20 protein-coding genes are annotated in these 24,110 nt (G+C 68.9%); 8 read left to right on the forward strand and 12 right to left on the reverse strand.

Annotation, left to right across the window (positions count from 1 at the left end; translation table 11 throughout):
- The first annotated feature begins 13 nt into the window (after nucleotides 1–13).
- The 7 genes from HD592_RS09295 (at nucleotide 14) to HD592_RS09325 (ending at nucleotide 8,208) form a co-directional block, all read left to right on the forward strand.
- Entirely contained in the window at nucleotides 14–634 is a 621-nt protein-coding gene (locus HD592_RS09295; RefSeq protein WP_184453599.1) for a TetR/AcrR family transcriptional regulator, read from the forward strand.
- Nucleotides 635–814: 180 nt separating this feature from the next.
- Complete coding sequence (gene pta, locus HD592_RS09300) at nucleotides 815–2,314, forward strand: phosphate acetyltransferase (RefSeq protein ID WP_184453601.1); 1,500 nt, start codon at nucleotides 815–817, stop codon at nucleotides 2,312–2,314.
- A 154-nt stretch (nucleotides 2,315–2,468) separates the two neighbouring features.
- The gene (locus tag HD592_RS09305; RefSeq protein ID WP_184453603.1) at nucleotides 2,469–3,665 is read left to right on the forward strand and encodes an acetate/propionate family kinase; all 1,197 of its coding nucleotides are present in this window, start codon (nucleotides 2,469–2,471) and stop codon (nucleotides 3,663–3,665) included.
- Between the two features lie 312 nt (nucleotides 3,666–3,977).
- Nucleotides 3,978–4,199 carry a helix-turn-helix domain-containing protein gene (locus HD592_RS12385; RefSeq protein ID WP_221437872.1) on the forward strand — a complete coding sequence of 74 codons (222 nt, stop codon included), beginning with the start codon at nucleotides 3,978–3,980 and terminating at the stop codon, nucleotides 4,197–4,199.
- Nucleotides 4,196–5,371, forward strand: a complete 1,176-nt coding sequence (locus HD592_RS09315; RefSeq protein WP_184453605.1) for a type II toxin-antitoxin system HipA family toxin — start codon at nucleotides 4,196–4,198, stop codon at nucleotides 5,369–5,371. Before HD592_RS12385 ends, HD592_RS09315 begins: the two co-directional genes overlap by 4 nt.
- Nucleotides 5,372–5,623: 252 nt before the next feature.
- On the forward strand, nucleotides 5,624–7,846 hold the full coding sequence (locus HD592_RS09320; RefSeq protein ID WP_184454618.1) for an NAD(+) synthase: 2,223 nt from the start codon (nucleotides 5,624–5,626) through the stop codon (nucleotides 7,844–7,846).
- Nucleotides 7,843–8,208 (forward strand): hypothetical protein, encoded by a 366-nt coding sequence (locus tag HD592_RS09325; protein ID WP_184453607.1) that lies wholly within the window; start codon nucleotides 7,843–7,845, stop codon nucleotides 8,206–8,208. The genes HD592_RS09320 and HD592_RS09325 overlap by 4 nt, the downstream gene beginning before the upstream one ends.
- Nucleotides 8,209–8,319: 111 nt before the next feature.
- On the opposite strand, the gene HD592_RS09330 is transcribed toward HD592_RS09325, so the two are convergent.
- The 3 genes from HD592_RS09330 to HD592_RS12500 all read right to left on the reverse strand — a co-directional run bounded on the left by HD592_RS09330 (nucleotide 8,320) and on the right by HD592_RS12500 (nucleotide 11,614).
- On the reverse strand, nucleotides 8,320–9,678 hold the full coding sequence (locus HD592_RS09330; protein ID WP_184453609.1) for a DUF418 domain-containing protein: 1,359 nt from the start codon (nucleotides 9,676–9,678) through the stop codon (nucleotides 8,320–8,322).
- Nucleotides 9,679–9,815: 137 nt separating this feature from the next.
- Entirely contained in the window at nucleotides 9,816–10,298 is a 483-nt protein-coding gene (locus HD592_RS09335) for a DUF456 domain-containing protein (protein WP_184453612.1), read from the reverse strand.
- Nucleotides 10,295–11,614: an MFS transporter gene (locus HD592_RS12500; RefSeq protein WP_221437873.1), complete on the reverse strand. Its 1,320-nt coding sequence runs from the start codon at nucleotides 11,612–11,614 to the stop codon at nucleotides 10,295–10,297. Before HD592_RS12500 ends, HD592_RS09335 begins: the two co-directional genes overlap by 4 nt.
- Nucleotides 11,615–11,791: 177 nt before the next feature.
- On the opposite strand from HD592_RS12500, the gene HD592_RS09345 reads away from it, so the two are divergent.
- The gene (locus HD592_RS09345; RefSeq protein ID WP_184453616.1) at nucleotides 11,792–13,462 is read left to right on the forward strand and encodes a fumarate hydratase; all 1,671 of its coding nucleotides are present in this window, start codon (nucleotides 11,792–11,794) and stop codon (nucleotides 13,460–13,462) included.
- Between the two features lie 449 nt (nucleotides 13,463–13,911).
- Here HD592_RS09345 and HD592_RS09350 read toward each other — a convergent pair whose 3' ends face one another.
- From HD592_RS09350 to HD592_RS09390, 9 genes are all read right to left on the reverse strand, one after another.
- Nucleotides 13,912–15,588 carry a phospho-sugar mutase gene (locus HD592_RS09350; protein ID WP_184453618.1) on the reverse strand — a complete coding sequence of 559 codons (1,677 nt, stop codon included), beginning with the start codon at nucleotides 15,586–15,588 and terminating at the stop codon, nucleotides 13,912–13,914.
- 4 nt (nucleotides 15,589–15,592) lie between these two features.
- Nucleotides 15,593–16,246 carry a deoxyribose-phosphate aldolase gene (gene deoC / locus HD592_RS09355; RefSeq protein ID WP_184453620.1) on the reverse strand — a complete coding sequence of 218 codons (654 nt, stop codon included), beginning with the start codon at nucleotides 16,244–16,246 and terminating at the stop codon, nucleotides 15,593–15,595.
- Between the two features lie 13 nt (nucleotides 16,247–16,259).
- Entirely contained in the window at nucleotides 16,260–16,967 is a 708-nt protein-coding gene (gene deoD / locus HD592_RS09360; protein ID WP_154476335.1) for a purine-nucleoside phosphorylase, read from the reverse strand.
- A gap of 134 nt (nucleotides 16,968–17,101) precedes the next feature.
- Nucleotides 17,102–18,049, reverse strand: coding sequence for a sugar-binding transcriptional regulator (locus HD592_RS09365; protein ID WP_184453622.1), 948 nt, complete (start codon nucleotides 18,047–18,049; stop codon nucleotides 17,102–17,104).
- A gap of 103 nt (nucleotides 18,050–18,152) precedes the next feature.
- A complete protein-coding gene (locus HD592_RS09370; protein WP_184453624.1) occupies nucleotides 18,153–19,436 on the reverse strand; it encodes a thymidine phosphorylase in 1,284 nt (427 codons plus the stop codon).
- 96 nt (nucleotides 19,437–19,532) lie between these two features.
- The gene (locus HD592_RS09375; RefSeq protein ID WP_184453626.1) at nucleotides 19,533–19,964 is read right to left on the reverse strand and encodes a cytidine deaminase; all 432 of its coding nucleotides are present in this window, start codon (nucleotides 19,962–19,964) and stop codon (nucleotides 19,533–19,535) included.
- A 10-nt stretch (nucleotides 19,965–19,974) separates the two neighbouring features.
- Nucleotides 19,975–21,261 (reverse strand): ABC transporter permease, encoded by a 1,287-nt coding sequence (locus tag HD592_RS09380; protein WP_184453628.1) that lies wholly within the window; start codon nucleotides 21,259–21,261, stop codon nucleotides 19,975–19,977.
- Nucleotides 21,258–22,490 (reverse strand): ABC transporter permease, encoded by a 1,233-nt coding sequence (locus tag HD592_RS09385; RefSeq protein WP_184453630.1) that lies wholly within the window; start codon nucleotides 22,488–22,490, stop codon nucleotides 21,258–21,260. Before HD592_RS09385 ends, HD592_RS09380 begins: the two co-directional genes overlap by 4 nt.
- Nucleotides 22,487–24,034 carry an ATP-binding cassette domain-containing protein gene (locus HD592_RS09390; RefSeq protein WP_184453632.1) on the reverse strand — a complete coding sequence of 516 codons (1,548 nt, stop codon included), beginning with the start codon at nucleotides 24,032–24,034 and terminating at the stop codon, nucleotides 22,487–22,489. The genes HD592_RS09385 and HD592_RS09390 overlap by 4 nt, the downstream gene beginning before the upstream one ends.
- Nucleotides 24,035–24,110 lie beyond the last annotated feature (76 nt).

Here is a 24,110-nt window from a genome sequence, read left to right on the forward strand (position 1 = left end):
CCCAGGAGGGCAGATGCCACGGCAGCCTCGGATGAACCCCGACGAACGTCTCACCCAGATCGTGGACACGGCCAGTGAGCTCCTGTCCCTCAAGGGGTACTTTGGCTTCTCGGTCGGAGAGCTCGCCCAGCGCTGCGGCCTGTCCAACGCCGGACTCATCCACCACATCGGTACCAAGCAGCGCGTCCTGCACATGGTCCTCGACGCCCGCGACGCCCGTGACCTCGCCGTCATGGCCGAGGCGGCCGGGGGCGTCGACTGGGAGGCCGTCGAAGCGGGCCGCGCGGCCCTCGACACGCGCACCGCCGTCGCCATGCTCCACGCGCTCGTCGAACACAACGAGACCCAGCCGATGATCGTGCGCCTCTACGCGATCCTGCGCAACGAGTCACTCGGGGACGAACACCCCAGCCACGACTACTTCGTCGCCCGGGACGCTTGGTCCCTGCGCCTCCTGTCCGGCTTGTTCGCGGATGCGACTCCGCAGGCCCCCGCGTTGGGGCGCCAACTCCTCGCGCTCATGGGGGGCCTCGAGGAGCAGTGGCTGCGGGACCGGTCCCTCTCCCTCGTCGAACTGTGGGACGAGGCCGTCGACATCCTCCTCGCAGGCCACGGGATCGACGCCGGCGCCTGAGGGCGCAACGCCCCGAAGGGCGCCGAGCCCGGCGGACCCCACTGGCTCCGCCCATCCGTTCACGCCCCTCGGCGCTTCGTCGATTCCGGCTCCGGCGGCGCCCCCGCCACGCGCGCGGCGCTACCATATTCACGCGACGCGAAACGTCGCGCACATTTTCACGTGAATGAAGGAGCCTTCGTGACTTCCCGTTACATCGTTGTCGGGCCTGAATCAGCGAACGCCGCACGCGACGCGGCAGACGAACTCGCAGCTCTCCTCACCGGACGCGGAACCCTCGCTCGCCTGAGCGCTTTGGAGGGCGTCACGCCCCCCGACGCGGCCCTCAGCTCCGCGACCGCGCTGGCGACGACCCTCGAGGCCGTCCGCGGAGCCGACACCGATGCCGTCCTCATCGACGGAGCGGGCGCCCCCGACGCCAGGACCTTCGACCCGACCGGCTGGAACCTCGATCTAGCCGCAGCCGCCAAGGCCGGGATCGTCCTCGTTCTCGAGGCCGAGGGCGCGAGCGTCGACCTCATCGAAGAGGAGATCCGCATCCTCGCCCGGCGCGCCGCAGCCGCCAAGGCGACCCTCGCCGCCGTGGCGCTCCCCGCAGCGCTCGCCGAGCAGGTCACCGCGGACGTCCTCGTGCTCCCCCTGCCCCTCACCTCCGAAGGGGCCGACGCCCTGCTCGCCCTGCCCGAGCCCGCCGCCGTCACGCCCCTCGCCTTCCAGGCCGACCTCATCGATCGCGCCCGCGCTGATCGCAAGCGCATCGTCCTGCCCGAGCCCGAGGACGACCGCGTCCTCCTCGCCGCGGCCGAGGTCCTCGCACGGGGCATCGCCGACGTCACCCTCGTCGGCGACGCGGCCGCCGTCGCGACCCGCGCCGGCGAGCTCGGCATCGACCTGTCCGAGGCCCGCGTCGTCTCGACCTCCGATCCGGAGCTCGTCGAGAAATACGCGGCCGAATTCGCGCGCCTGCGCGCGAAGAAGGGCGTCACCCTCGAGCAGGCGCGCGAGAAGATCCGGGACGTGTCCTACTTCGGCACGATGATGGTCCACATGGGAGACGCCGACGGCATGGTCTCGGGCGCCGCCCACACGACCGCGCACACGATCGTCCCCTCCTTCCAGATCATCAAGACCGCTCCGGGCGTCTCGATCGTCTCATCGATCTTCCTCATGCTCATGAAGGACCGGGTCTGGGCCTTCGGCGATTGCGCCGTCAACCCGAACCCGACCCCCGAGCAGCTCGCCGACATCGCGGTCTCCTCTGCCCGGACCGCCGCGCAGTTCGGAGTCGAGCCGAAGGTCGCGATGCTCTCCTACTCGACCGGGGACTCCGGCTCGGGCCCCGATGTCGACGCCGTCATCGAGGCGACCCGGATCGCCCGCGAGAAGGCCCCCGAGCTCGCGATCGAGGGACCGATCCAGTTCGACGCCGCCGTTGATGAGGCCGTCGCCTCGAAGAAGCTCCCGGGCTCGCCCGTGGCCGGACGCGCGACCGTCTTCGTCTTCCCCTCGCTCGAGGCGGGCAACATCGGTTACAAGGCGGTTCAGCGCTCCTCCGGCGCGGTCGCCGTCGGCCCGGTCCTCCAGGGCCTCAACAAGCCGGTGAACGATCTGTCGCGCGGCGCCCTCGTCGAGGACATCGTCAACACCGTCGCCCTCACCGCCGTCCAGGCCCAGGGCTGACCCGGACAGCCGTGCCGTCACCGAAAGCACCACTCCCTTCCACTCCCCCTCTCTCCCGGCGAGAGCATCACCTTTCCTCATCGAGGGGATCTCGCGGCCCCGCCCTCGCCCCCATCGTCGAGCCCCGCCTCGCCCCGACCCGAAAGGCCACCCCGTGACCCAGACCGTCCTCGTCATCAACTCCGGCTCCTCCTCCATCAAGTACCAGCTCGTCGACCCCGAAACCGGCGACGCCATCGCCAAGGGCATCGTCGAGCGCATCGGCGAGGCCCTCGGAACGATCAAGCACGTCCACGGGGCCGACGTCACCGAGGAGGAGCTCCCGATCCCCGACCACGAGGTCGGCATGCGCGAGGTCCTCCGCCTCTTCGACGCGAAGGGCCCCGTGCTCTCCGAGGCGGGAATCGTCGCCGTCGGCCACCGCATCGTTCAGGGGGGCAAGTACTTCGACGGCCCCGCCCTCGTCACCGACGAGGTCCGCGACCTCATCGAACGCCTCTGCCCGATGGCGCCCCTGCACAACCCCGCCCACCTCAAGGGCATCGATGTGGCCCGCGAGCTCATGCCCGACATCCCCCACGTCGCCGTCTTCGACACCGCGTTCTTCCAGCAGCTCCCCGAGAAGGCCTCCACCTACGCCCTCAACGCCGAGGTCGCCGAGAAGTACGCGGTCCGCCGCTACGGCGCCCACGGCACTTCCCACCAGTTCGTCTCGCGCGAGGTCGCGAAGCTCCTCGGACGCGACGACCTCAAGCAGATCGTCATGCACCTCGGCAACGGGGCCTCGGTCTCGGCGGTGAAGGACGGCAAGCCGATCGACACCTCCATGGGCCTCACCCCGCTCGAGGGCCTCATGATGGGTTCGCGCACCGGCGACATCGACCCGGCGGTCGTCTTCCACCTCGCCCGCCAGGCGGGCATGTCGATCGACGAGATCGACCACCTCTTCAACAAGGAATCGGGCATGAAGGGCCTCACCGGCGAGACCGACATGCGCTCGGTGTGGGGGCTCATCGGCAATGATGAGGATCCCGAGACCCAGGCGAAGGCCCGGGTCGCCATGGACATCTACATCAACCGCCTCCTCAAGTACGTCGGCTCCTACACGGCCGAGCTCGGCGGCCTCGACGTCATCACCTTCACCGCGGGCATCGGCGAGAACGACTGGAGAGTCCGTCGGGAGCTCGCCGAGGCGCTCGAGCCCTTCGGCGTGAAGATCGACGTCGAGAAGAACGAGGGGCGCATCGGCGAGCCGCGCGTCGTTTCGACGCCCGATTCGAAGGTCCTCCTCCTCGTCTACCCGACGAATGAAGAGCTCGCGATCGCCCGTCAGGCGCTCACGCTGCTCTGATTCCCGCTCTTCGGGCGTTCGGGGGCGGTTCGGCTTCGGCCGGGCCGCCCCTTGCGCTACGCGGGCCGCGCGGTTTTCGAGGGCGGGACGGAGTTTCTTCTGAAGGGGCGCTGAGGAGGAGGCGGAGGAGCAGGCGACTCGAAACGACCGAAGAATTATTCGGATTCCGATCGCAGGGGCCTCACCGCGGACCACCCAGCCCCACATTCCGAAGAATTCTTCCGTTTAACACCTCGCCATCGTAGACTGAGCAGAGAAACGGAAGCATTCCGAAGAATTCTTCCGCTCTTTCATCCGAGAAATGAGGGAGCCGTGCATCCTCAAGACACAGACACGACCGCCGCGACGATCGGCCGATCCATACGCGACATGCGCAAGAGCTACCGACTCACCCAAACCCAGCTCGGAGATCTCGTCGGCCTGTCGGACAAGACGGTGCGCGACATCGAAAGGGGAACGGGCTCCCCCAGTTTGAAAGCGGTCCTGTCCACGCTATCGGCGCTCGGCCTCCGACTCGAGGTCAGGGACTCATGATCTTCTCCTCGCTCCGCTTCATCGACACGGCCGACGTGTACAAGGGCGATGCGCTGGCCGGACGCCTCCGCCGAAGCGCAGGAGGCGAGATCGCCTTCACCTATCTTCCCAGCTACTCGGGAACCCCCGTCTCAACATCATTGCCCCTGACGGACGAAACCATCACAGCCGGCGGCGGAGCGGTGCCGAGCTTCTTCGCCGGCCTGCTCCCCGAAGGGCACCGGCTCAGCGTCATGGCGCGGGCGGTGAAGACCTCCTTGGATGACGAACTCACGCTCCTCCTCGCCATCGGCGGCGATACTCCCGGAGATGTGAGGATCGTGCCTCACGGGCAAACACCGCGGGAGCTCGTTCCCGCAGTGGACCTCAGCGACAGCCGCGTCGACTTCCGCGCGATCAGCGACCTCGTCGACCCGGTCGGACTTCCCGGGGTGCAGTCCAAGGCCTCCGCCTCGATGATCACGACGCCCGTCAAGGCCCTCGGCCGGGCGGCGATCCTGAAGATCGACCCGCATGACTACCCCCACCTCGTCATCAACGAAGCACTGCACCTCGAAAAGGCCCGCGGGCTCGGAATACCCGTCTCCCCCCATGAAGTCCTCACCGATGCGCACGGCATCCGCGGACTCGTGGTGCACCGATTCGACCGGGGCATCGACGCCTCCGGCCGTTTGACCCGCTTCGCCCTCGAAGACGCCGGACAGGTACTCGGAATCTGGCCCGCTCAAAAATACTCGGTGAACAGCGAGGATGTCGTACTCGCCCTCGCCGCTCAGACGCACGCGCCTCTTCTGGCAACGCGCAACCTCTACATCCAGTTCCTCTACGCATGGCTGACGGGCAACGGCGATCTCCACGCCAAGAATGTCAGTATTCTCCAAGGCGCCTCAGGCCGGTGGACAGTGGCCCCCATCTACGATGTCCCGAGCACCGCCCTCTACGGAGACACGACGATGGCCCTCCCCATCGCCGGTCGGACGAAGGGCCTCCGCCTGCGCCATTGGGATGAATTCGCCGATTCGATCGGGCTACCGCTCAGAGCCGCCCGGGCGGCCAACCGCCACGTCCTGAAAGTCGTCTCCGGCATCGATCTGACAGTCCTGCCCTTCGAGGGCTCCCCCCTGCATGCGGCCGAGAGGGAGCTCAGACTGCGGCGCGCTGAAATCGCATGAGCAGCGCGATCAGCTGAACCGAGGGGCGGCCCTCGGCCCATCTGCACCGCCTCACCACCCCCCGGCATCCGAGCGCACGGCCCCGCCCTCGAAAACCCGCACGCCCCCCAAAAGCGCCCAAGAGGGCGTTAGAGGCTCAGCCGGAGCCCTCGTGGGCGCCTTCGGGGGAAGAACTTCGATCAGGCGGCCTTGACCATGAAGCCCTCCCATGAGGCTTTCAGCGATAATGTCCTCAACCCCGAGGAGGAACCCGTGAACTTCCATTCGCTCTACGACCAGGGCTTCGCGCGCCTGGCAGCCGCGACGATCCCCGTCCACCCGGCCGACCCGGCCCGCAACGCCGAAGAAGTCGTCTCGATCGCCCGCGAGGCCTCCGACAAGGGCGCGGCCGTCCTCCTCCTGCCCGAGCTGTGCCTGTCGGGCTACGCGATCGACGACCTCCTCCTCCAAGACGTCCTCCTCGACGAGGTCGAAGCCGCGATCCACTCGGTCGCGCAGGCCTCGCTCGACCTCCTCCCGATCCTCATCGTCGGAGCCCCCGTGCGTGCCGAGGGCTCGCTCTACAACTGCGCGATCGTGATCCACCGGGGGCGCATCCTCGCCGTCGTCCCCAAGCTCCACCTGCCGAACTACCGGGAGTTCTACGAGAAGCGCCACTTCGTCACCCCGGGCGCGTCGACGCCGATCCTCATCGACGTCTCGAAGTGGAGCGCCGTCGAGAACCCCTACGAGAAGTTCTCCCCCGAATACGTCCCCTTCTCCTCCGCGGTCATCGGGGTCGCGGACGTCCCGGGCCTCAAGATCGCAGTCGAGGTCTGCGAGGACATGTGGGTTCCGGCGACCCCCGGCTCCTTCGCGACCCTCGCGGGCGCGACCGTCATCTGCAACCCCTCGGCCTCGCCCATCACCGTCGGCCGCGCCGAGGACCGCCGCCTCCTCGTCCGCTCCGCCTCCGCGCGCCTCAACGCCGCCTACCTCTACTGCGCGGCGGGCGAGGGCGAATCCACGACCGATCTGGCCTGGGACGGCCAGACGATGATCTACGAGTGCGGCGATCTGCTCGCCGAGGGCGAACGCTTCATCCCCGGGGGCCGCACCCTCACGATCGCCGACGTCGACCTCGACCGCCTCGTCACCGAGCGCACCCGCCAGAACTCCTTCGCTGACAACGCCGACTACGTGAACGCCGGGCGGGCGGACGCGCCCTTCGGCCCCCTGTCCAGGGTGTCGCAGATCGAGACCCGGCTGGATCCCCCGCGCAGCGACCTCGGCCTCGCCCGCCCGGTCGACCGCTTCCCCTTCGTCCCCGACGACCCGGCGCGCCTGGCCCAGGACTGCTACGAGGCCTACAGCATCCAGGTCTCGGGCCTCGTCCAGCGGCTGCGCGCGATCGGGAACCCGAAGGTCGTCATCGGGGTGTCCGGCGGCCTCGATTCGACGCATGCGCTCATCGTCGCCGCGCGCGCGATGGACCTCCTGGGGCGCCCGCGCGAGGACATCCTCGCCTACACGATGCCGGGATTCGCGACTTCGGAGGGCACGAAGTCGAACGCCCTCGAGCTGTGCGAGTCGCTCGGCGTCCCCTGCGAGACGATCGACATCACGCCCGCCGCCCGCCAGCTCCTCGCCGACCTCAAGCACCCCTACTCCGAGGGGGCCGACGCCTACGACGTGACCTTCGAGAACGTCCAGGCGGGCCTGCGGACCGATTACCTCTTCCGGATCGCGAACCATCGCGGCGGCATCGTCCTGGGCACCGGCGATCTGTCGGAACTGGCGCTGGGCTGGTGCACCTACGGCGTCGGCGACCAGATGAGCCATTACGCGGTGAACACCGGCGTGCCGAAGACGATGATCCAGCACCTCATCCGCTGGGTCGTCGCCTCCGGCCAGTTCTCGGCGCGCACCGGCGAGGTCCTCACCCGCATCCTGGATCAGGAGATCTCCCCCGAGCTCGTCCCGGTCAAGCCGGGTGAGAAGATGCAGTCGACGCAGGACAAGATCGGCCCCTACAACCTTCAGGACTTCACGCTCTATTACGTGCTGCGCCGCGGAGCCCGCCCCTCGAAGATCGCCTTCCTCGCGCAGAAGGCCTGGTCGGACGCCGCTCGCGGCGAATGGCCCGCGGGTTTCCCCGAGACCGAGCGCGTCGCCTACACCTTGGAGGAGATCGTGAAGTGGGAGGCCCTGTTCCTCCGGCGCTTCTTCTCCCAGCAGTTCAAGCGCTCTGCCCTGCCCAATGGTCCCAAGGTCATGGCGGGCGGTTCGCTGTCTCCGCGCGGCGACTGGCGCATGCCCTCGGACGCCTCGGGGGCGCGCTGGGTCGCGGAGCTCGAGTCCGCGGTCGCGGGAGTGCCCGGTTCGGGGATCCCGGCCGGTCCTGAGTCCTCGGATTCCCCGGGTGACGAGGGCGGGGCCGGCTCCCCGTCGATGCGGGCATCGGCTGCTCTCACCCCGAAGGGGGCCTCCCTGTGAACGTCCTCGCCGTCATCGGCCCGATCGGATTCGCGGCCCTCGCCGGCCTTTACGCCCTCGTCGCGGTGAAGGCGCGCGCCGGGGCCCTTCCCAAGGGCTCCGCGCTCGGCCTGCACCACCGCGAGCTCGAGAAGGACGAGGAGGCCTGGACGATCGGGCACCTCGCCGCTTGGCCGGTCCTCGCGATGGCCGCGCTCGTCTCGGGCTTCCACGCGATCGGCTCTTTCATCGCGGGGGTCCTCATGGGTGAGGAGGGGCGCGGATTCCTCACGGTCCTCGTCGTCTCGGGGATCGTCGTCGTCCTCGCCCTCTGGTTCGTCGCCTCGGCGGCGGCCGTCAACACGGTGAGGCGGAGGGAGTAGGGCCCGGAGAGTCTGGGGCGAGTCCGGCGGAGCCCGGTCGGGCCCGGCAGAGCCTGGGTCGAGTCCGGCGGAGCCCGAGTCGGGCCCGGCGCTGCACCGCAGGGCGGGCTCTCAGTCCTGCGTCTCCCGGTCCGCCGGGGGCTCCTCTTCGATTCCCCCGCTCGCCTGCGCCATCGGCGCCTGCGCCGAGGGCGCGACGGGGACCCCGGGCAGGATCTGCCGGGCGGCCGACGCTGCGACGGCCGCGCGCAGGAGCACCTCGAGCGGGCCGCGAGCGCGCCCGCGGGCTTCCATGACCCAGCAGGCCAGGGCAATCACGACCCACACGGCGACGGCGATCCCCATGCCGAGCAGCGGGTTCACGCCCTCGACACCGCTGAGGCCGAGGACGCCGAAGACCGCGATGAAGACGAAGGTCTGAAGCACGTAGGCGCTCATGGATCGTTTGCCGACGGCTGCGAGGAGGGTGCGGGCGGCGCCGAGCCGCTCGCGGGGCGGACCCGCGATGAGGACGAGGAGGGCGAGCCACCCGATCGCGCCCGCGATGCCGCCGAACTCGTGCAGGGCGGCCGTCCCCGTGGGAGCGGACTCGAGGAAACCCGCTTCGGCCAAGGCGTGGGGAGCGCCCATGAGGGCGCCGAGCGCCAGCCCGAGGATCCCCGCGGTCAGAAGGAGGTCCCGATGGCGCTCCGGTGAGGACACGAGGTCCGTCGTCGCCAGGGCCGCGCCGATGAACACAGCGGGCAGGACCTGCGAGAGGACAAGCGTGAAGAGCGTGGAGGGGACCCACGCGACGAGGCCGATCAGCGGGTAGAACCATCCGACGAGACCGGAGATCGTCGTATTGTCCGCCTGATTCGCCGTGTACATTCCGGTGTTCGCGAAAGACTCCGCCGCGAATTCGCTGAACAGGAGCATCGCGAAGGCGAGCACCTGCTGGACGATCCCGATGACGATCATGAGGCGCCACCTCCTGCCCGCGATGAGACCTGCGCAGAGCACCGCGACCAGGGCGTAGGTGCCGATGATGTCGCCCATGAAGAACAGGGCGTGAACGGCGCCGAAGAGCAGCATCCACCAGCCCCTGCGTCGGACGAGGGCACGGCCCGACTCGAGCGCCTCCTTCTCGAAGCCCGCGATCCAGCTGTCCCTCGCCTCGGGGCTCAGCCCCGGAGCCGACTCGTCGAGTTCGCGGGTCCGGGCGGCCACGTGGGCGTCGCGGCGGCGCCGAATCATCGTCATGAGGCCGAAACCGAAGAGGAGTGAGAAGAGCGGGTAGGCCCGATGGTCGACGAAGAGCTGTCGGATGAGGACCCACCACTGATCCGCGGCTCCCCCCTCGCCGGATGCGGGGAACAGGGCCGTCCAGAAGGGCACGTTCGCCACGGCGATGAGGAGCAGCATGAAGCCGCGGGCGAGATCGGGCGCGGGGTAGCGGATGGAATGAGAACCGGTGAACGAGGTAGACATCACCGCGATCTTATAGGAGGCGGGCGCCCGTCCCATCAGGGATGTCCCTGATGGGACGGGTCTTCATCCGGGGCGGGGCCCAGCCGGCCTCCGCCTCCGCGTGATGTCTTCGACACGGGATCTTCGAGACGGGGTCTTCAGACGAGCACGAGCCCCACGATCCACAGGCTCGTCGCAACGAGGGCGGCGACGAGTTCGATGAGGATCGCCAGGCCGAGCGTCTTCATCACGCCCGCCGTGGCCCCGAGCGCTGCCGCATGAGCGCCGAGGCGCCGGCGCTCCATGAGGTACACGGTCCCGATCGCGCCGAGTGCGAGACCGAGGACGGGAACGACGAACCAGCCGACCACTCCGACGAGGAGGGCGAGCAGAAGCGTCGAATTCGCAGTCCCCGACTCCATGAGCCGCTTGCCCGGCACCAGGTACTTCAAGACGCTCGCGCCGATCAGGACGAGGAGGGCGATCCCCGTGACCGTCCAGGCCGCCGTCCCGCCCTCGACGATCGCCCAGACGATCAGCGCGACGCCGATCACCGCCCCGGAGGGCACGACCTGGACGATCGCACCGATGATGCCGACGAGCATGGCGATGCCGACCAGGACGTTGACGATCCCGATCATGAAGCACCGCCTCCCGCTTCCGCGCGCTCCGGCGCGATGAGGAAGGCGACGAGGAGGGCGAGGAATCCGGCGACGGGGACGACGATCATGGAGGCGCGCAGGCTCGTCGCTTCGACGATCAATCCCACCAGGGGCGGCGCGCCCAGGAATGCGAAGCGCGAGAGCCATGTGACGATCGTCAGCCCCGTCCCGGGCGCGAGACCGGGCACGTCGTCAGCGGCGTTGTAGGCGATCGGGACGATCGCGGCGCACCCGTAACCGGTGAAGGCCATGCCGACGAGGGTCGCGGGGACCGAGGCGGCGAGGACGCCGACGCCCATGCCGAGCGTCACCAGGGCGCCGCCGAGGAGCACCGTGTTCCGGTTGCCGAGGCGCTCCATCAGGCGGTCGGCCGTGAGGCGGCCGACCGCCTGGCTGGCGAGCATGACGACGAAGGCGGCTCCCGCGAGGGAGGCCTTCACCCCGAGGTAGTCGCGCATGTAGAGCGCCGACCACGTCGAAGTCGCGTCCTCCATGAGCATGCCGGCGATCGCGAGGACAGTCAGCGCCCCGACCACGAAGGAGGCCGGCGCGGTGATCGCGTGCACGCGCATCTCCGAGGGCGAGGCTCCCAGCGCGTCTTCGGCCCCTCCGCCCGCATTGGCGACAAGGAGGATCGGATCGGTCTGACCGGCGCGCGGGTCGGCTCCCGGCAGCGCGAAGCGGAGGGCGACGAGGCCGACCACGACGAAGACGAGGGCCGAGCCGAAGAGGTGGACGCCGAGAGGAAGGTCGAGGACGGTCGCCCCGATGCCCATGAGGCCGCCGAGCATCGCGCCGATCGACCAACCCGCATGGAAGGAATTGATGACGGGCCGCCCCATGAGGCGCTGGATGCGCAGGCCGTGCGCGTTCTGCCCCACATCGGTGACCGCGTCGAAGCCGCCCGCCAGGAAGAAGAAGCAGGCGAAGCCGAGATGCAGGAGGAACCCCGCGCTCCCGGCGTCCTCGCCCATCGACTCCCGGCGCATCGCGAGGAGCCCCGCGACTGCGAGCATCGCACCGATGCCCATCGTCCCCGCGACCGCGGTCCGCGCCGAGGAGAACCTCCGAATCGCCTTCGCGGCGAAACCCCCGAACACCAGGGCGCCCAGGGGGAAGAGGGCGACGGTGAGCCCGTACACCGGCTCCGACAGGCCGAAGATGTCTTTGATCTGCGGATACCTCGGAATGATGTTGGCGAAGAGCGCGCCGTTCGTGAGGAACAGGGCGAACACCGATGCCCGGGCCCGGCGGAGGCGGAGCTCGAGGTCGCTTGAAGAGGGGGTGGAGGACACGGCTGCTCCTAGGTCGCACTGAGGCCTCCAGCTTAGCTGAGAGCGCTCCCGTCCCATTCGTGCGGCTCGCCCTCCGCCCTCGGCGCCCGACGGGACCCCGGTCCCCGAAACACCCGAGCCCGAGGCCCTAGGCTTACCCCGAATGGGATACCGACACGAGGCGCGAAGGAGCCACACGTGACCGAGTTCTTCTACGAAGACCTGCTGCCGCTGGGCGAAGACCCCACCGAATACCGACTCATCACCACCGAGGGCGTCGAGACCGTCGAAGGGCCCGACGGTCAGACCTTCCTCAAGGTCGCGCCCGAGGCCCTCGAGCTCCTGGCGAAGACCGCCTACCACGACATCTCCTTCTACCTGCGCACCGCGCACCTCGAACAGGTCGCGAAGATCCTCAACGATCCCGAGGCCTCGGCGAACGACAAGTTCGTGGCCCTCGACCTGCTCAAGAACGCCGACGTCGCCTCGGCCGGCGTCCTGCCCATGTGCCAGGACACGGGCACGGCGATCATCAAGGGCGAGCGCGGCCAGCGCGTCCTCACCGCCGGCCCCGATGAGCGCCCCCTCGCCAAGGGCGTGTACGAGGCCTACACGGAGCTCAACCTGCGGTACTCGCAGAACGCCCCGATCACGATGTACGAGGAGAAGAACACCGGCTGCAACCTCCCCGCGCAGATCGAGCTCTACGCGGACACCCACGAGGGCCACGAGACCGACTACCACTTCCTCTTCATGGCCAAGGGCGGCGGCTCGGCGAACAAGTCGTACCTCTATCAGATGACGAAGGCGATCCTCGACCCCGAGCACATGATGCAGTTCCTCGAGGAGAAGATCCGCTCCCTCGGGACCGCGGCCTGCCCGCCCTACCACCTCGCGATCGTCATCGGCGGCACCTCCGCCGAGTTCGCCCTCAAGACCGCGAAGTACGCCTCGGCGCACTACCTCGACGAGATGCCGACCCGCGGCTCCGAACTCGCCCACGGCTTCCGCGACACCGAGATGGAGGAGCAGGTCCTCGAGCTCACGCGTCAGATGGGGATCGGCGCCCAGTTCGGCGGCAAGTACTTCTGCCACGACGTGCGCGTCATCCGTCTCCCCCGCCACGGCGCCTCCCTGCCCGTCGCGATCGCCGTCTCCTGCTCGGCCGACCGCCAGGCGAAGGCGAAGATCACGCCCGAGGGCGTCTTCCTCGAGAAGCTCGACACCGATCCGGGCCGCTTCCTGCCGGCGACCGACCCTGCCGAGCTGGGCGAGGACACGGGCGCCGTACGCATCGACCTCGACCGTCCGATGAAGGAGGTCCTGGCCGAGCTGACGAAGTACCCGGTGAAGACCCGCCTGTCCCTCAACGGCACGATGATCGTCGCCCGTGATATCGCGCATGCGAAGATCCGCGAGCGCATCGAGGCCGGCGAGCCCATGCCGCAGTACATGCTCGACCACCCGGTCTACTACGCGGGCCCGGCCAAGACCCCCGAGGGCATGCCCTCGGGCTCCTTCGGCCCGACGACGGCCGGACGCATGGATTCCTACGTCGATCAGTTCCAGGCGCTCGGCGGTTCGATGATCATGGTCGCCAAAGGCAACCGGTCCCAGCAGGTGACGGACGCGTGCGCGAAGCACGGCGGCTTCTACCTCGGTTCGATCGGCGGCCCGGCCGCCGAGCTCGCGGCGAACTGCATCAAGAAGGTCGAGCTCCTCGAGTACCCCGAGCTCGGCATGGAGGCCGTGTGGAAGATCGAGATCGAGGACTTCCCGGCCTTCATCGTGGTCGATGACAAGGGCAACGACTTCTTCGCGGGCACCCAGGAGGTTACTCTCACGCTCGGCAAGCGCGCCGGATTGTGAGCCTTTCACAGCCGGGGCCCTGGGGCTTCGGCTGCGAGGGCGTTGCGCGGCCCTGCGAGCGTTTCCGCTCGCAGGGCCGCGTTCTTCGCGCCGTGGGAGGCCCTCGGCGTCTCGGCGCGCCCCGGCGAGCCGACACGGTTCAGCCCTCGGCGTCTCGGCCCCTCACGTCCTCGGCAAGCCGGCGTCTCATCCCTCGCCCTCTCACTGCGCTTCGGACGCGCATTCTTTTGTCTCTCTCCCCCCGCGTCTCGCTCGCGAGGGCGGAGCGCCCGTCTGAAGAGGAAACGGCGCCCGGTTCAGCGTGAGCACGTGCTGAACCGGGCGCCGGGGCCTCCCCGCATCCCCTCGACGCCAAAAGGTGATGACCTCGGCGGGAAAAGAGGGGCGTCTGCGGCGGAGGACCGTGGGCCCGCCCGTGCCCATCACAGGCCGGGCCCACGGTGGAACTTTCAGATGCCGATCGCGGCTCCGAACTCGGCCTTGATCGTCTCCAGGCGTTCGCGCGCCTGTGACCAGGGAACCGGAGCGCCGTCCTCGACGGGGAGGATGACCTCGAGGTAGCACTTGAGCTTCGGCTCGGTGCCGGACGGCCGGGCGATGACGCGGTCGTCCGCCTCAGTGGTGACCATGATCGCGTTCGTGCCCGGCAGACCGTCCCAGCCCTGGGACATGTCGACGACGGAGACGACCGGCGAGCCCGCGAGCTGCGCCGGCGGATTCTCGCGCAGACGATCCATGCCCTCGGCGATGAGACCGAGGTTCTCGACGCGGAAGGTGAGCGGCATCGTCACGTAGCAGCCGTAGGCGCGTGCCATGCGCTCGAGCTCGTCCTGGCCGGTGCGGCCCTGCGCCTTGAGCTCGGCGAACAGGGAGGCGGCGACGACCGAGGTCGAGATGCCGTCCTTGTCGCGCGCGTGCTCGGGATCGGGGCAGAAGCCGATGGCCTCCTCGTAGCCGAAGACGATGCCCGGGGTGCGGGCGATCCACTTGAATCCCGTGAGGGTGTGGCGGTAGTCGAGGCCGTGCGCCGCGGCGATCCGCTCGAGCTGGCGGCTCGACACGATCGAGTTGGCGAAGACCCCGCCCTTCGGGGCCCTCCCGGCCAGGAACTCGCCGAGGATCGAACCGGTCTCGTCGCCGGTGAGCTGACGCCATCCGCTCGCCGAGGCCTCGTCCGGGATGGCGAGGGCGCAGCGATCGGCGTCGGGGTCGACGGCGATGATGAGGTCCGAGCCGTGCTCGCGCGCATGCGCCATCGCCAGATCGAGGGCGCCGGGCTCCTCCGGGTTCGGGAAGGAGACGGTCGGGAAGTCGGGGTCGGGCGCCGCCTGCTCGGCGACGAGCGACACCCGGGTGAAGCCCGCCTCCTTGAGGACGCGCTCGGTGAGCGCTCCGCCGACGCCGTGCATCGCGGTCAGGGTGATCTTGAGGTCTCCCCGGTGCTCGCCGGTGGCCAGGGCCGCGGCGGCTGCGACGTAGTCGTCGCGCGGATCGACCTGCTCGATGCGCTCCTCATCCTGGGGGACCTCGTCGGCCGGGGCGGCCGCCGCGATGGCGGCGGCGATGCCCGCGTCGTGCGGGGGCACGATCTGGGCGCCCTGGCCGGCGTCGGTGACGACGCTTCCGCCGAGGTAGACCTTGTAGCCGTTGTCCTTGGCGGGGTTGTGCGAAGCGGTGATCATGATGCCCGCGTCGGCGTCGAGGGCGCGCACCGCGAAGGAGGTGAGCGGAGTCGGGTGCGAGAGGGGGAGGGCCAGGGCCCGGCAGCCCGCCGCCGACACGACGCGCGCGGCCGCACGGGCGAAGTCGACGGAGCCGTGCCGGGCGTCGCAGCCGATGACGACGCGGGGTTCGCGCTCGGTTTGAGTCTTGAGGTAGGCGGCGAGGCCCGCGGTCGCGCGGATGACGACGGCGAGGTTCATCCGGGATTCACCCGGACCGATCTCGCCGCGCAGACCCGCGGTGCCGAACTCGAGGGGCCCGTTCATGGCGGCCCGCAGTTCGGCCAGGGCGCTCTCGTCGCCCGCCGAAGCGGCCTCGACGGAAGCGAGGAGCGCCGAGGAGGTCTGGCCGTCCGGGTCATGGGCGGCCCATTCGCGGGCCGTCGCGAGAAGCTGATCGTTCATCGCCTCACTCCTCGATGCCCTCGAGGATCGCGACCGTCGCCGATACGCCGAGGCGCGAGGCTCCGGCCTCGATCATGGCGAGCGCGGTCGCGGCATCGCGGATCCCGCCCGAGGCCTTGACGCCGAGGCGGTCGCCGACCGTTTCGCGCATGAGCTTGACGGCGTGCACCGAGGCGCCACCGGCGGGGTGGAAGCCGGTGGAGGTCTTCACGAAGTCGGCCCCCGCGTTCTCGGAGGCGCGGCAGGCCATGACGATCTCCTCGTCGGTCAGGGCCGCGGACTCGATGATGACCTTGAGGACGCGCGGCGCGGGGACAGCGTCGCGCACGGCGCGGATCTCGGCTTCGAGCTCGGCCTCGCGGCCTTCTTTCACGAGGGCGATGTTGATGACCATGTCGACTTCGTCGGCGCCGTCCTCAACGGCGCGCGCGGCTTCGGCGGCCTTGATCTCGGGCTTGACGGCGCCCGAGGGGAAGCCCGCGACGCAGGCGACCATGAGGCCCTCGGGGGTCTCGAGGGGCAGCATGGAGGGCGAGACGCACACCGAGTAGGTGCCGAGCTCGGCGCCCTGGGCGACGAGAGCCGCGACATCGGCGGCGGTCGCCTCCGGCTTGAGGAGGGTGTGGTCGATCATCTGGGCGACTTCGGTCTTCTTCATGGTGGTGCCTTCCTCAGATCTGCGCCAGGGGCAGCGCGAGTTCCATCATCTGGGTGAACGCGGTCTCGCGTTCCTTTGCGGTTGTGGCTTCGCCCGTGACGAGCGAGTCCGAGACTGTGAACATGCCGAGCGCTTCGACGCCGGCGTGCGCGGCGGTGGCGTACAGGCCCGCGGATTCCATTTCGACGGCGAGGATCCCCATCCTCTGCCAGCGTTCGTTGAAGGTCTCGTCGGCGTTGTAGAAGGTGTCCGAGGACAAGATGTTGCCGACGTGGGTGGTGACGCCGTTCTCCTCGGCGCGGCGGCGCACGGCCTCGATCAGGCGGTAGGAGGCGATCGGCGCGTAGGTGCCCGGCAGGTCGTACTGGTCCATGAACGCCGAGTTGGAGCAGGCGGCCTGTCCGATGACGACGTCGTAGAGGTTGACCCCCGGCTGCATCGCGCCGCAGGAGCCGATGCGGATGAGCTTCTTGCATCCGAAGACGTGGATGAGCTCCCAGGAGTAGAGGGAGATCGAGGGGATGCCCATGCCCGAGCCCATGACGGAGACCGGGGTGCCCTGGTAGGTGCCGGTGAATCCGAGCATGTTGCGCACGGAGTTGAACTGGACCGCGTCCTCGAGGTAGGTCTCGGCGATGAACTTCGCGCGGAGCGGGTCGCCGGGCAGCAGGATCGTCTCAGCGATCGGGGCCTGGGGGTCGATATGCGGCGTTGCCTTCATTTCTTCTCCTTCGTGGACCCGTGACGGCGAAACCATTCGCCGGGCGTCCTTGCGCCGGGGTCCGATCAGACTAATCAGAGGTATTCCAAAGTGTCAAGTTTGACTTTTACATTTGTTCACTACGAGGGCGAGGCTCAGGCGCGAGCGGATTCGGCGAGAAGCACCCTCGCGAGATCCTGATCGACCACGACATGCGTCGCCAAGCCCATCCGCAGGGCCGTAGCAAGAGCCGCAGCCTTCTTCGGACCGCCCGCGACGAGCACGCGGATCGGACGCGAGGCGAGATCCTTCAAGGAAATGCCCGCGGTCCTCTCATCGATTCCCGGCACCGCGATCTCGCCCTCGGCGGTGAAGAAGCGCGAACACGCATCCCCCACCGCCTTCGCGAGCAGCTCAGTCGCCTCGGATCCCTTGAGGTGGGAATGGCTGATCGCCAGGCTCTCGGCGGCGACGTCCCCGACCGTGAAGACCACGAGGTCCGTCTGCCTGCCCGCCTCGAGGATCGCGGCGATATGCGGGTCCGAGCGCACGATCTCCAAGGTGCGCACGTCCTCGAAGATCACCGGCAGGGGCAAGTAGCGCGGAATCGCATTGAAGGCCTCGCAGAAGGCCCTCATGACCTCGAAATCATTGGTCGCCTCCGAGGAATGCGAGGTCCCGCCCTTGAGCTGCACGATCTCGACATCGCGCCTCAGCGTGCGGTGCAGACGCGACGCGATCGCGTTCATCGTCCGCCCCCAGGAGACGCCGACGCTCATGCCGTCCTCGACGAGGGACTCGACGAGGCCCGCGCCGACGCGCCCGAGATCGTCGAGGATCTCGCGCTCGGACGCACCGGAATCATGGACGACCCGCGCTTCGACCAAGCCGAATCGCTGGGCGAGCTGCTCGCCCAGCACCGACGAGGTCTCTCGAGGATCATGGATCTCCACGGTGACGAACCCGGCCTCTTTCCCGCGCAGCAGGAGCTTGGCGACGGTCGGACGCGAAATGCCCATCTTGGCCGCGACTTCGGCCTGGCTCAGGCCACGCTCGAAATAGAGCCGGACGGCGTCGATCGCCTGTTCGTCCCTCTTATCCACTCCTCCTCCTTCCGTGTCGTGATCCGCGCCCCGACGCGCGCGGCCGCGGGCATCCGCAGGGGTGCGCGCGGCCGGCGCGAGCGCGCGCCGACCGCACCGCGCCCTACTGGACCTCTCCGAGGATCACCGAACGGGCCTCGGGGGCGGCCGAGCCGATCACGACGCCGCCCTCGAGCGATTCCAGAGCACGGGCGATGCGCCACTCGTCATCGGTGTGGAGGGTGAGCAGGGGCTGGCCCTTCTTCACGGTCGCACCGGGCTTCGCATGGATCTCGATGCCCGCGCCCGCCTGGACCGGGTCCTCCTTCACGGCGCGTCCGGCGCCCAGGCGCCAGGAGGCGACGCCGACGGCGAGCGCGTCGAGGGCCTCGAGGACGCCGTCCGCCTCGGCGACCACGGTGTGCGCGTGGACCGAGGTCGGCAGCTCCGCCTCCGGATCGCCGCCCTGAGCGCGGATCATCTCGCGCCAGCGGTCCATCGCGCGGCCGTCCTTGAGGGCCACCTCGACATCGACATCGGACTTGCCCGACATCTCGAGCATCTTGCGCGCGAGCGCGCAGGTGAGCTCGACGACATCCGCGGGGCCGCCGCCGGCGAGGACCTCGACGGACTCCTCCACCTCGAGGGCGTTGCCGACCTTGAGGCCGAGCGGGGTCGACATGTCGGTGAGGTAGGCGAAGGTCTTCACGCCCGCGTCCGTGCCGAGATCGACCATGGTCCGGGCGAGTTCACGCGCCTGCTCGAGGTCCTTCATGAAGGCCCCCGAGCCGACCTTCACGTCGAGGACCAGCGAGCCCGTGCCCTCGGCGATCTTCTTCGACATGATCGACGAGGCGATCAGCGGGATGCAGTCGACCGTCGAGGTGATATCGCGTAGCGCGTAGAGCTTCTTGTCCGCGGGCGCCAGACCCGCTCCAGCGGCGCAGATCACCGCGCCGCAGCCCTCGCCGAGCTCGCGGTAGATCTCCTCATTCGTCATGGCGGCCCGCCAGCCCGGGATCGACTCGAGCTTGTCCAGGGTTCCGCCCGTGTGCCCGAGGCCGCGGCCGGACAGCTGCGGGACGGCCACGTCGAACACGGCGACGAGGGGCGCGAGCGGCAGGGTGATCTTGTCCCCCACTCCCCCGGTCGAGTGCTTGTCGGCGGTGGGGCGCGCGATGCGGCCGAAGTCCATGCGCTCGCCGGAGGCGATCATGGCCCTCGTCCAGCGCGCGATCTCCTCGCGGGTCATCCCGCGCAGGAAGACCGCCATCGCGAGGGCGGCCATCTGCTCGTCCTTGACGGCCCCGCGGGTGTAGGCGTCGATCGTCCAGTCGATCTGCTCGCCGCTGAGAACGCCACCGTCCCGCTTGGTACGGATGACGTCGACGACGTCGAAAGCTTCCATCTTTCTTTCCTTCCTGCGGGCGCTGCTAGGAGCGCCCGAAGCTGTACGAGGAGACGAGGGCGGTCGGCTCCGGCGTCTTAGGAGCCGACCGGGCCCTCAATCCTTGCGCGGGGTGGAGGTGGCGACCTCATCGAGGTCGCTGGGGCCGAATCCCTGGGGGAGGACCTCGCTCATCGGCATGACGCCGGTCGGCATGAGGACGAGGCAGCTCGGACCGCCGTGCTCGAAGATCACCTGTCGGCAGCGGCCGCAGGGGACCACCGATTCGGAGTTCCCGTTCACGCAGGCGACTGCGAGGAGGCGGCCCGCGCCCGTGCGGATGAGCTCGGAAACCATCGAGGTCTCCGCGCAGTGCCCGCAGCCGTAGGCGGCGTTCTCGACGTTCGAGCCGACGACGATGCTCCCGTCCTCGGCGAGGCCCGCCGCGCCCACGGGGTACCCGGAGTAGGGGCAGTAGGCCCGCTTCATCGCCTCGATCGCCGCGGCGCGCAGGCGGTCCCAGATCGCCTCATCGACAGTGTCCACCATGATGCGTCCTTCACTTCACGTAGGGGATGTTCTCAGCCGCGGGGGCCTTCGACTTCCCGACGAACCCGGCGACCGCGATGATCGTCACGACGTAGGGGATCATCGACACGAGGTCGGAGGGGATCGCGGGCGCCACGTTCGGCAGCATCCTCGCGACGGCCTGGGCGAAGCCGAACATGACGGCCGCCGACATGGCGCCGATCGGATGCCACTTGCCGAGGATCATCGCCGCGAGGGCGATGTAGCCGTTGCCCGCGGAGATGTTGTCCGTGAAGGCCAGGCCGGAGCCGATCGTGAAGAACGCGCCGCCGAGGCCCGCGAAGGCCGAGGCGAGGATCGTGTTGCGCGAACGCGTGCGGTTGACGTTGATGCCGACGGTGTCGGCGGCCTTCGGGTGCTCGCCGCAGGCGCGCAGGCGCAGGCCCCAGCGCGAGCGGTAGAGGAAGACCGCGAGGAAGACGACGGTCGCGTACATGAGGTACACGAGCACCGTCTGGTTGAACAGCATCGGGCCGATGATCGGGATCTCCGCGAGGAAGGGGATCTTCAGCGAAGCCAGGGAGAACCTGTTCGTGTTGAGGGTCTCGGGCGAGACCTTCATGAGCGTCCCGTAGAAGAAGGTGGTCAGGCCCAGGGCGAGCACGTTGAGCACGACGCCGACGATGATCTGATCCACTCCGTAGCGGACGGAGAACACGGCGAGCAGGCTGCCGAGCAGCGCCCCTGCGAGGGGGGCCGCGACGAGGCCCGCGTAGGGGGTCTGGAAGAAGGAGGCCGCCATGACGCCCGCGAATGCGCCGACGAGCAGGTCGCCCTCGATCGCGATGTTGACGACGCCGACGTGCTCGGACACGACGCCCGAGAGGGCGCCAAAGATGAGCGGCGTCGAGATCGCCACCGTCGACACGAGGGTCGAGGTGAGGGTGACGACGCCGGAGGATCCGGTGCCGGCGTAGATGAGGAAGGCGAGGGTCGTGGCGATGCCCGCGAGGAGCATCGCAAGGGTCTGGACCCAGCGCGGGCTCTTGGCCCGCATCGAGGTTGTGACGATCGACCAGACGGCGACGAGCGCGACGAGGGCGAGCAGCACCCAGAGGATACCCGCGCCGCCGAGGACGATATCGGGGATCTCGAAAGCCTGCGACTTGTCGTTGAGGCGGATCGTGACCTCGCCCTTCGCCGTGAAGGAGAAGAAGGCGAGCAGGAGCGCCGCGAGGGTGTAGACGATCGGCAGCTTCCAGGAGCGCTTCACCTGGACGTCGTCCATGACGTCGGCCTGAGTTCGGGTGGTGGTCATCGCGATTCTCCTTCCGCATCGGCGGCCGTGGCGTCGACGGCGGTCTCGGCCACCTTCGGGGTCGCCGGGGTGACGAGGGCGGGGGCCTCATCGTCGATGCCGAGGGCGGCGAGCTCGGCGCGCAGCGACTTCTCGGGCTCCTTGGGCAGGCGGAAGAGCCAGCGCACGAGGGCGGGGGCGGCGATGAGCAGGACGATGACCGACTGGAGGATGAGGATCATGTCGATCGGAACGCCCTTGGGCTGCATGGTGTAGCCGCCGGCCTTGAACGCGCCGAAGAGGAGGCCGGCGAACATGGTTCCGAGGGGCTTGTTGCGTCCGAGCAGGGCGACGGTGATCGCATCGAAGCCGAGCGATCCCGCGACGTCGCGCGAGACGTACCCGACGGTTCCGAGGGCTTCGTTCGCGCCGACGAGGCCCATGAAGGCGCCGGAGATCATCATCGTGATCGTGGTGATCTTCTCGACGGAGATGCCGGCGGTGCGGGCGGCCGCGGGGTTGGCGCCGACGGCGCGCACCTGGAAGCCGAGGGTCGAGCGGTCCAGGATCCACCAGAACACGACGACGGCCAGGAGGGCGACGATGATGCCCGCGTGGAGCTTGAAGGGCGAGGGGAGGATCGGGAGGAAGGCCGCCGTGTCGGCGACATCGGGGGTCTGCGGCTGGTTCGAGCCGGGGACCTGCCAGGACTTCTTCGCGAGCACGTAGCCGAGGGTGAGGGCCGCGATCGAGTTGAGCATGATCGTGACGATGACCTCATTGGCTCCGGTGCGGGCCTTGAGGAAGCCCGCGATCCCCGCGTACAGCGCTCCCGCGACGACCGCGGCGAGGAGGGCGACGACGGTGTGCAGGACCGGCGGCAGGTGGAGGTTGAAGCCGACCCAGACGGCGGCGAGCGCGCCGAAGATGACCTGGCCCTTGCCGCCGATGTTGAACAGTCCCGCGCGGAAGCCGAAGGCGAGGCCGAGGCCGCCGATGATGAGCGGGGTCGCGTAGAGCAGCGTGTTCGTGATCGGCTTGATCTGTCGGACGAAGCTCTTGGCCTCCGGGTCGAAGATCGCGCCGCGGAACATCGCGTAGTAGGCGTCGGTCACCGAGGCGCCGGCCATGACGATGAGGATCGCGCCGACCGCGAAGGCGATGAGGACTGCGAGGATCGAGACGAACCATTTCGATCCGAGGATGTGCCGGGCGACGAGGCCGCCCTTGGATTGGGGTTTCTTCGTCATCGTGCCTCCTCCTGGGTGGAATCGGACTGGGAGGCGAGGGCCTCTTCGAGGAGCACGCCTGCCATCATGAGGCCGAGGACCTCACGCGGGGTATCGGGGGCGACGACGCCCATGATCCGCCCGCGGTACATGACCGCGATGCGATCGGCGAGCGCCACGACCTCGTCGAGCTCGGAGGAGATGAGCAGAACGGGCGTCCCCTGGTCGCGCACGGAGACGATCTGCTTGTGGATGAACTCGATGGAGCCGACGTCGACGCCGCGGGTCGGCTGGTTCGCGACGAGGAGGTTGAGGTCCTTCGAGAGCTCGCGGGCGACGACGACCTTCTGCTGGTTGCCGCCCGAGAGGGAGGAGATCGGGTCCTCGATGGAGGTGAGGCGGATGTCGTACTCCTCCTCGAGGGCCTTCGCGTTCTTCTCGATGACGCCGAGCCTGAGGGCCGGGCCGGCCGCGAAGGGCGCCTTGTCGAACTGATCGAGGATGAGGTTCTCCGAGATGGAGAAGCCAGCGATGATGCCGTCGGTGGAGCGGTCCTCGGGGATGAAGCCGATGCCCGCGTCGAGCGACTTGCGCGGCCCGGCGTGGGTGATGTCGACGCCTTCGAGGGTGATCGAGCCCGAGTCGGGGTTGACGAGGCCGAGGATGGCTTCGGCGAGCTCGGTCTGGCCGTTGCCCTGAACGCCGGCGACGGCGACGACCTCGCCCCGTTCGACGTCGAGGCTGACGTGGTCGAGGATCGTGTTGCCGGAGGAGCCCAGGAGCGAGACCTTGTCGAAGCTAAGGCCCCCGCCTGCCGGCTTGGCCTCCTCCTTCTCGACTTTGAGCATGATCGCGCGGCCGACCATCTTGTTGGCGAGTTCGTTCTCGGACTCGTCGGGCGAGGCGGTGCCGACGACGGCGCCGCGGCGGATGACGGTGATGTCGTCGGAGACGGCGCGGACCTCGCGGAGCTTGTGGGTGATGAAGACGATGGAGGTTCCCGAGTCGGCGAGCTGGCGCATGATGGCCATGAGCTCGTCGGTCTCCTGCGGGGTGAGGACGGCAGTCGGCTCATCGAGGATGAGGACCTTCGCCTCGCGGGAGAGGGCTTTGACGATCTCCACGCGCTGCTGGGCTCCGACGGGGAGGTCTTCGATCTTCGCGTCGGGGTCGAGGTCGAATCCGAAGCGGGCGGAGACCTCGTTCACGAGGGCGCGGGCCTTCGCCAGATCGATGAGCCCGGCCTTGCCGACCGGCTCATCGCCGAGGGCGATCGATTCGGCGACGGTGAAGACGGGGATGAGCATGAAGTGCTGGTGCACCATGCCGATCCCGGCGGCGACCGCGTCGCCGGGCCCCTTGAAGACGACGGGCTGGCCGTCGATGAGGATCTGCCCCTCGTCGGGCTGGTGGAGTCCGTAGAGGACGTTCATGAGCGTCGATTTTCCGGCGCCGTTCTCTCCGAGGAGGGCGTGGATCCGTCCTTCCTCGATGGTGAGGTCGATGTGGTCGTTCGCGACCAGGGGCCCGAAGCGCTTCGTAATCCCCCTGAGTTCCAGTTTCACTGGGAACCTGCCTTTGGCTCTTCTTCGAGTGTCGGTGAGCGGGTTTTTGAGACGACGAGGGCGCGGCGGGGTGCCC

The sequence above is a fragment of the Schaalia hyovaginalis genome (assembly GCF_014208035.1).
GTDB lineage: Bacteria > Actinomycetota > Actinomycetes > Actinomycetales > Actinomycetaceae > Pauljensenia > Pauljensenia hyovaginalis.